The following is a 2,115-nucleotide window of genomic DNA, read 5'->3' as shown; positions in this document are numbered from 1 at the left end:
TGACGCTGGCGGGCGTTGCGCTGGGCGCGGTGCTGGAAGGATTATCCACCGGAATCGCCCTGCTCAACCCGGATGTCTACGATCAGTTGCGTTTCTGGCAGGCCGGTTCATTGGATATCCGCAGCCTGCAAACGCTGAAGGTCGTCCTGGTGCCGGTACTGATTGCCGCGGCTGTCGCGTTGTTCCTTAGCCGTGCTCTGAATAGCCTGAGCCTCGGGAGCGACACCGCCACCGCGCTTGGCAGCAAAGTCGCTCGCACGCAGTTTATTGGCCTGTTGGTGATTACCGTACTGTGCGGCAGTGCGACCGCGATTGTCGGCCCTATCGCCTTTATCGGCCTGATGATGCCGCATATGGCGCGCTGGCTGGTGGGGGCAGATCACCGTTGGTCGCTGCCCGTTACCCTGCTGGCAACCCCCTCTCTGTTGCTAATTGCCGATATCATCGGTCGCCTGATTGTCCCCGGCGAACTGCGCGTTTCAGTGGTCAGCGCATTTATAGGCGCGCCGGTGCTTATCTTTCTGGTACGCCGGAAACCGCGCGGGGGTGGCGCATGATGCACCTCTCCCGCCGCCTGATAGTCAGCAGCCTGCTGCTGGTTGTAGGTTGTCTCGCCGTTGGCTTGTGGAGCCTGCGTAGCGGCGTCGTTACGCTGGAAACCCAGCAAATTATTGCCGCTCTGCTTGGCGATGCGCCGCGCAGTATTACGCTGGTGGTGACCGAATGGCGTTTGCCACGCGTGCTGATGGCGCTATTGATTGGCGCGGCGCTCGGCGTGAGCGGTGCAATATTCCAGTCGCTGATGCGCAACCCGCTGGGCAGCCCGGATGTGATGGGTTTCAATACCGGTGCCTGGAGCGGTGTGCTGGTGGCAATGGTGCTGTTCGGACAGCATCTCACCGCTATCGCGCTTGCGGCCATGGTTGGCGGGGTCCTGACGTCTCTGGTGGTCTGGGCGCTCGCCTGGCGCAATGGTATCGACACCTTCCGGCTGATTATTATTGGGATCGGCATACGCGCCATGCTGGTTGCGTTCAACACCTGGCTACTGCTGAAGGCATCATTAGAAACCGCGCTGACCGCCGGACTGTGGAACGCCGGATCGCTCAATGGCCTGACCTGGGCCAAAACCTGGCCTTCTGCCCCACTGATTATCCTTATGCTGGTGTGCGCCACGCTGCTGGTGCGCCGGATGCGTTTACTGGAAATGGGTGATGACAGTGCCTGTGCGCTTGGCGTCAGCGTAGAGCGCTCACGTCTGATGATGATGCTGGTTGCGGTTGTACTGACCGCTGCCGCCACCGCGCTGGCTGGCCCTATCTCGTTTATTGCCCTTGTCGCCCCACATATCGCGCGGCGGATTAGCGGCACATCGCGCTGGGGATTAACCCTGTCGGCGCTGTGTGGCGCGTTGCTGCTGTTGATGGCGGATTTATGCGCCCAACAGCTGTTTATGCCTTATCAGCTTCCGGTGGGCGTTGTCACCGTAAGCCTCGGCGGTATTTATCTTATCGTCTTGTTAATTCAGGAGTCCCGCAAAAAATGATCGAATCAGTAGCCCGTTTGCGTGGCGACCAGTTAACGCTGGGTTATGGCAAATTTACCGTAGCGGAAAACCTCAATGTGTCGATTCCAGACGGTCACTTCACCGCAATTATCGGGCCAAACGGCTGCGGAAAATCAACACTACTGCGCACGCTTAGTCGTCTGATGACGCCCGCGCACGGTAAGGTCTGGCTCGACGGCGAGCATATCCAGCACTATGCCAGCAAAGAGGTTGCTCGCAGAATAGGTTTGTTGGCGCAGAACGCCACCACGCCGGGTGATATTACGGTACAGGAGCTGGTTGCCCGTGGGCGCTACCCGCATCAGCCATTGTTTACCCGCTGGCGAAATGAGGATGAAATCGCGGTCTCAAACGCAATGCAGGCGACGGGAATCACTCATCTTGCGTCACAAAGTGTGGATACCCTTTCCGGTGGACAACGCCAGCGCGCATGGATTGCGATGGTGCTGGCGCAGGAAACGTCGATTATGCTGCTCGATGAACCTACCACCTGGCTGGATATCAGCCATCAGATCGATCTGCTGGAGCTGCTGAGTGAGCTAAACCGG

The 2,115-nt window shown here is 58.9% G+C and carries 3 protein-coding genes; all 3 read left to right on the top strand.

The features are described from left to right. The coding region (locus tag FDW87_RS02220) for an iron chelate uptake ABC transporter family permease subunit (protein ID WP_170975095.1) at nucleotides 1–557 on the top strand (557 nt) is incomplete at its 5' end. Continuing rightward, nucleotides 554–1,546: an iron-enterobactin ABC transporter permease gene (gene fepG, locus FDW87_RS02215; RefSeq protein ID WP_016152193.1), complete on the top strand. Its 993-nt coding sequence runs from the start codon at nucleotides 554–556 to the stop codon at nucleotides 1,544–1,546. The genes FDW87_RS02220 and fepG, both read left to right, overlap by 4 nt. Next, on the top strand, nucleotides 1,543–2,115 hold a 573-nt coding region (locus tag FDW87_RS02210), incomplete at its 3' end, for an ATP-binding cassette domain-containing protein (RefSeq protein WP_252362957.1). The genes fepG and FDW87_RS02210, both read left to right, overlap by 4 nt.

The sequence above is a fragment of the Citrobacter sp. wls826 genome (genome assembly GCF_005281245.1).
Lineage (GTDB): Bacteria > Pseudomonadota > Gammaproteobacteria > Enterobacterales > Enterobacteriaceae > Citrobacter > Citrobacter braakii.
The sequence above is the reverse complement of the archived record's forward strand: the minus strand, read 5'-3'. Positions and strand labels throughout refer to the sequence as shown.